This is a genomic window from Cellulomonas sp. IC4_254 (assembly GCF_011603975.1).
Taxonomy (GTDB): Bacteria; Actinomycetota; Actinomycetes; order Actinomycetales; family Cellulomonadaceae; genus Cellulomonas.
This window is the reverse complement of record NZ_JAANNB010000239.1, coordinates 1-4,926: the sequence shown is the minus strand read 5'-3', so window position 1 is coordinate 4,926 and position 4,926 is coordinate 1. Positions and strand designations below refer to the sequence as shown.

The window sequence follows — 4,926 nt, the reverse complement described above, 5'->3', positions numbered from 1 at the left end:
GGGCGGCGCGCCGCCCCCGCCCCCGTGGACGAGGGCCCGCTCGGCACGCGCTGAGCGGTGCCGGGCGGGCCCTCGGGTCCGGGTGCTGCGGGCGACGCCGCGGCCGGGAGGTCAGGCGCCGAGGCGCTCGCGGACCTGCACCAGCGACGGGTTCGTGGCGGCGGAGCCGTCCGGGAACAGCACGGTCGGCACGGTCTGGTTGCCGCCGTTCACCTGCTCGACGAACGCCGCGGCGTCGGGGGTCTGCTCGATGTCGACCTCGGTGTACGCGATGCCCGCGGAGTCGAGCTGCGTCTTGAGGCGGCGGCAGTAGCCGCACCAGGTGGTCGAGTACATCGTCACGGTGCCCTCGACGGGCAGGTCCTGCGTGGTCGTCATCGTCTGCCTTCGCTCGGTCGGTGTCGCGTCACCGAGCAGAACGCCCGGCGCCCGCAGGATCATCCCGGACGTGCCCGGCACCGCGCCCGCACCTCCCTGGGGACGGGCGTCCCGGCGTGTCGGCGGGAGGTGCGAGGATTTCCGGCGATGCCTGCCGACGACCTCCTCGACGCCCTCGACCCGGACCAGCGGGAGGTCGCCCGCGCCCTCACCGGCCCGGTGTGCGTCCTGGCCGGCGCAGGCACCGGCAAGACGCGGGCGATCACGCACCGGATCGCCTACGGCGTGCGCACCGGCGTGTACGCGCCCACCAGCGTGCTCGCGGTGACGTTCACCGCCCGCGCGGCGGGAGAGATGCGCACCCGGCTGCGCGACCTGGGCGTCGCCGGCGTGCAGGCCCGGACCTTCCACTCGGCCGCGCTGCGCCAGCTGCGGTACTTCTGGCCCAAGGTCGTCGGCGGCCCCTCGCCCCAGGTGCTCGCGCAGAAGGCGCCGGTCGTCGCGGACGCGTGCCACCGGCTCGGGCTGTCGGTCGACCGGGTGTCCGTGCGCGACCTCGCCTCCGAGATCGAGTGGGCCAAGGTCTCCCGGATCACCGCCGAGGACTACGTCCGCGCCGCCGCGGCGGCGGACCGCCCGGCGCCCGCCGGCCACGACCACCACGTCGTCGCCCGGCTCATCACCGCGTACGAGGACGCCAAGGACGCGCGCGGCGTGATGGACATGGAGGACATCCTCTGGCTGCTGTCCGGGATGCTGGTGGAGAACCGCGCCGTCGCGGACGAGATCCGGCACCAGTACCGGCGGTTCGTCGTCGACGAGTACCAGGACATCTCCCCGCTGCAGAAGTTCCTGCTCGACCAGTGGCTCGGCGGGCGGGACGAGCTGTGCGTGGTCGGCGACCCGAGCCAGACCATCTACTCGTTCGCGGGCGCGACGCCGCACTACCTGACGCGGTTCACCGCCGAGCACCCCGAGGCGCAGGTCGTCCGGCTGGTGCGCGACTACCGGTCCACCCCGCAGGTCGTCGGCCTGGCCAACGAGGTGCTGCGCCGTGCGCCGAAGGACCGCGGCGCGCGCTGGGAGCCGCTCGAGCTCATCGCGCAGCGCCCGTCGGGCGGGCCCGTCCGGTTCGCGGTGTACGACGACGACGAGGCGGAGGCCGCGGGTGTCGCGACCCGGATCGGCCGGCTGATCGCGGCGGGCACCCGCCCGAGCGAGATCGCGGTGCTGTACCGGACCAACGCGCAGTCCGAGGCGTTCGAGCAGGCCCTCGCGCACCAGGGGATCGGGTACGTGCTGCGCGGCGGCGAGCGGTTCTTCCAGCGCAAGGAGGTCCGGGACGCGATCGTCCGGCTGCGGGGTGCCGCGGTGGCCGCGGACGCGGACGTGCCGATGACGGAGACCGTGCGGGACGCGCTGCGCTCGGCGGGCTGGACGGACGAGCCGCCCGCGGCCCGTGGCGCCTCGCGGGAGCGCTGGGACACGCTGCACGCGCTGGTGACGCTCGCGGACGACCTCGCCGCGGCGGCCGAGCGCGCCGGCGGGCGGGCGACGGTCCAGGACCTGATCGCCGACCTCGACGAGCGAGCCGCCGCCCAGCACGCCCCGACCGTGGAGGGCGTCACGCTCGCGTCGCTGCACGCCGCCAAGGGCCTGGAGTGGGACGCGGTGTTCCTCGCCGGGCTCAGCGAGGGCCTGGTGCCGTGGGCGTCCGCCGACACGGCCGCCGACCTCGCGGAGGAGCGCCGGCTGCTCTACGTCGGCGTCACCCGCGCCCGCCAGCACCTCGAGCTGTCCTACGGCCGGTCCCGGACGCCGGGCGGCCGGGCGACCCGCCGGCGCTCGCGGTTCCTCGACGGCCTCTGGCCGCAGGAGGGGCGCGCGCGGTTCGGCGACGGGCGGCCCCGCGCCGTGCCGCGGCTCACCGGGGAGGTCGACGCCGAGCTGCTGGCCGCCCTGCACGCGTGGCGGGCGGACCTGGCCCGGGCGACGGCCAAGCCCTCGTACACCGTGCTGGGCGACGCGACGCTGTCGGCCATCGCGGAGCTGCGCCCGGCGAGCGTCCCGGAGCTGGCGCGGGTCCAGGGGATCGGACCGGCCAAGATCGACCGGTACGGGCCCGACCTGCTGGCGATCGTGGCCGGCCGGAGACCCGCGGCGGGCGAGGCGGCGGCGGCCGGCTGATCGGCCGATCGGGGGACCGGCGGGAACTCGTCGGGAAATCTCTCGATAAATCGGTTGTGCCGCCCGTGCGGGCCCCTCTACGGTGAACGAGTCCTGCTGGAAGGTCGTGCTGCGCGAAGCGGCGGCGGCCCGATGACGAGAAGGAGGTGTGGTGCTGTGAAGAACATGATCGACGAGTTCGGCGCCGGCGCGATCGCGCTGCCGTTCCAGGCACCCACCTTCGGCGAGTACCAGGGGATCGCTGTGTCCCCCGCCGCCCCGGGCACGGGCATCCGTGGCCTCGGCGGCACCGGTCTCCGGCTGCGTGCGCGCGATCTCTCGTCCCGCTCCGACTCCGCCCCAGGAGGACCGGTCATCTGAGTCGATGACCAGCCCCTTCAGGCCGCGGAGTCCACCGGATTCCGCGGCCTTCGTCTTCCCCGGCACCTGCAGGGGGGCGAGGCAGCTGCGGATCCACCGCCACCTCGCTCAACCCGCAAGTCATTCAGGAGGACATCGTGCGGCTCACGACGCTGCTCGACACGGTCAACCAGGGCGGTTCCGGTCCCTGGCCGCCCGCCTCGACGCCCGCCGTCACCGATGTGCAGTTCGACGCCCTGGTCGCGGGGCTCATCCCGTGCCGGTCCAACGACCCCGAGCTCTGGTTCGCCGAGCGGACCGCCGAGGTCGAGCAGGCCAAGGCGCTCTGCCGCACCTGCCCGCTGCTCGAGGGCTGCCTCGCCGGCGCGATCGAGCGGCAGGAGCCCTGGGGCGTGTGGGGCGGCGAGGTGTTCGTCGGTGGCCAGGTCGTCGCGGTCAAGCGCGGCCGCGGCCGGCCGCGGAAGGACGCCAGCCCGGCGGCCTGACCGTCCCGCGGGCCCGGCGCCCGGTCCGAGCGACCGGGTGCCGGGCCCGCCCGTCGTCGCCGGCCGGTCAGCCGACGAGGGCGGCGCACCCGCACCCGTCGTGCGCCGCCCACCGGCGCAGCCGCGGCGCGACGGACGGCACCTCGATCTCGTACTGCGCGCCGGAGGTCCGCGGCTCCTCGCCGTCCAGGTGCGCCAGCACCTCCGCCGCGGCCAGCCCGCCCGCCACGGTGGCCAGCGCCGCCGGGGGCTCGGCCGCACGCGCGCCGACCCGCGGCGACACCAGCTGCGCGAGCACCACCGGCCACGCCGGGTCGGCCGCGGCGCGGTGCAGGTCGAGGCACCGCAGGCAGGGGAGCGGGTCGTCGCCGGGCCGGGCGGGCCGCACGAACGGCCCCACCAGCGCGTCCGCCTCCCGCGTCACCACCGGCAGGTGCGGCAGGTCCGCGCCCAGCAGCAGCAGGGCCGTCGCGGGGTCCGTCGCGTCGGCCGACACCGTCACGACCGCGTCTGGCGGGTCGGCCAGCAGCCGGTCCCGGCCGCGGGCCGCCCGGACGCGGGTCCGCGGGGCGAGCAGCCCCAGCGCGCCGGTGAGCGCGGTCGCCCGGTCGGCCCCGTCGCCGGCGGGGTCCTCGGGTCCGGGCACGCGCGGGTCGTCGAGCAGCAGCGTCCCGACGCCGGCGACCGCGAGCGTCGTCGCGACGACGGCCCCGGCCCGGCCGAGCCCGACGACCGCGACCGTCGAGCGCGAGCGCCTGCGCACCGCCGCCACGCCGTCGCCGTCGGCGCGGACCAGCCCGTGCGCCAGGGCCTCCGGTCGCAGGTCCGCCCGGACGGGGCGGGCGCGCGCCGTGGCCGGGCGCAGCAGCCCGGCGGCGCCCAGCGCGTCGAGCGCCGGCGCGGGCAGGGCGTCGTCGACGTGGCGGTCGCCCGCGCGGAGCAGGCGCTCGGCCCGCTCGGGGGTCAGCCCGTCGACCCGCACCGCCCACCGCGGGTCGAGGCCCACCTGGACCTCGTCGGTCGCGCGCCGCAGCACGCGAAGTCCCTGCCGGAGCTGCACGGTGCCCCACCCCCGTCCTGTCGAGTGCCACCACCGTGGCACCCCGGGCGGGGGCGGACGCCGTCGTCCACAGGTCGGGTCGTGCTCAGGCCTTGCCGAGGATCCGGTTCAGCTTGGTGCCGCACACGGGGCAGGTGGCCTTGGCCATGCGGCGACCGGACTCCGAGACGACGACGTCACCCTCGGCCTGGCGCTTCTCCTTGCACTTCACGCAGTAGAACTCGCCGGCGTAGGTCTCGGCCATGTCTGTCTCCTCGGGTCGGTTCGACGGGGCCGGGATCCCGGCGCCCGGGCCAGTATCCACGTCGTCCGGCGGCCGCGGGAGGGTTCCGCCCGCCCGTCGTGCGGCAGTTGCCCCAGATCAGGGGCTCGAACCGCTACGGTGCTGGACGTGCAGCCGCCGCGGGAGCACCCCCGGACGCCGGTCGACCCGGCGCGCTCGGCCGCGCCCGCGTC

General features: G+C 76.7%; 6 protein-coding genes. 3 read left to right on the top strand and 3 right to left on the bottom strand.

Annotation, left to right across the window (positions count from 1 at the left end; all coding sequences use genetic code 11):
* Window positions 1–111: 111 nt before the first annotated feature.
* On the bottom strand, window positions 112–378 hold the full coding sequence (locus tag G6556_RS16980) for a mycoredoxin (protein ID WP_166944042.1): 267 nt from the start codon (window positions 376–378) through the stop codon (window positions 112–114).
* A 147-nt stretch (window positions 379–525) separates the two neighbouring features.
* Between G6556_RS16980 and G6556_RS16975 the strand changes: the two genes are divergently transcribed.
* The 3 genes from G6556_RS16975 (at window position 526) to G6556_RS16965 (ending at window position 3,410) form a co-directional block, all read left to right on the top strand.
* A complete protein-coding gene (locus G6556_RS16975; RefSeq protein ID WP_166944040.1) occupies window positions 526–2,565 on the top strand; it encodes an ATP-dependent DNA helicase UvrD2 in 2,040 nt (679 codons plus the stop codon).
* 156 nt (window positions 2,566–2,721) lie between these two features.
* Window positions 2,722–2,925, top strand: a complete 204-nt coding sequence (locus G6556_RS16970; RefSeq protein ID WP_166944038.1) for a hypothetical protein — start codon at window positions 2,722–2,724, stop codon at window positions 2,923–2,925.
* Between the two features lie 137 nt (window positions 2,926–3,062).
* Window positions 3,063–3,410, top strand: a complete 348-nt coding sequence (locus tag G6556_RS16965) for a WhiB family transcriptional regulator (RefSeq protein WP_166944036.1) — start codon at window positions 3,063–3,065, stop codon at window positions 3,408–3,410.
* 67 nt (window positions 3,411–3,477) lie between these two features.
* Here the strand turns inward: G6556_RS16965 and G6556_RS16960 are convergent, their stop codons facing one another.
* Together G6556_RS16960 and G6556_RS16955 are read right to left on the bottom strand one after the other, a co-directional pair.
* Window positions 3,478–4,446 (bottom strand): thiamine biosynthesis protein ThiF, encoded by a 969-nt coding sequence (locus G6556_RS16960; protein WP_166944035.1) that lies wholly within the window; start codon window positions 4,444–4,446, stop codon window positions 3,478–3,480.
* Between the two features lie 109 nt (window positions 4,447–4,555).
* Window positions 4,556–4,714 carry a DUF5679 domain-containing protein gene (locus tag G6556_RS16955; RefSeq protein WP_166944033.1) on the bottom strand — a complete coding sequence of 53 codons (159 nt, stop codon included), beginning with the start codon at window positions 4,712–4,714 and terminating at the stop codon, window positions 4,556–4,558.
* Window positions 4,715–4,926 lie beyond the last annotated feature (212 nt).

What these genes read in the sequence shown, in the direction of transcription:
- G6556_RS16980 (WP_166944042.1), bottom strand. Translation starts at nt 378, where the DNA reads ATGACGACCACGCAGGACCTGCCCGTCGAGGGCACCGTGACGATGTAC.
- G6556_RS16975 (WP_166944040.1), top strand. Translation starts at nt 526, where the DNA reads ATGCCTGCCGACGACCTCCTCGACGCCCTCGACCCGGACCAGCGGGAG.
- G6556_RS16955 (WP_166944033.1), bottom strand. Translation starts at nt 4,714, where the DNA reads ATGGCCGAGACCTACGCCGGCGAGTTCTACTGCGTGAAGTGCAAGGAG.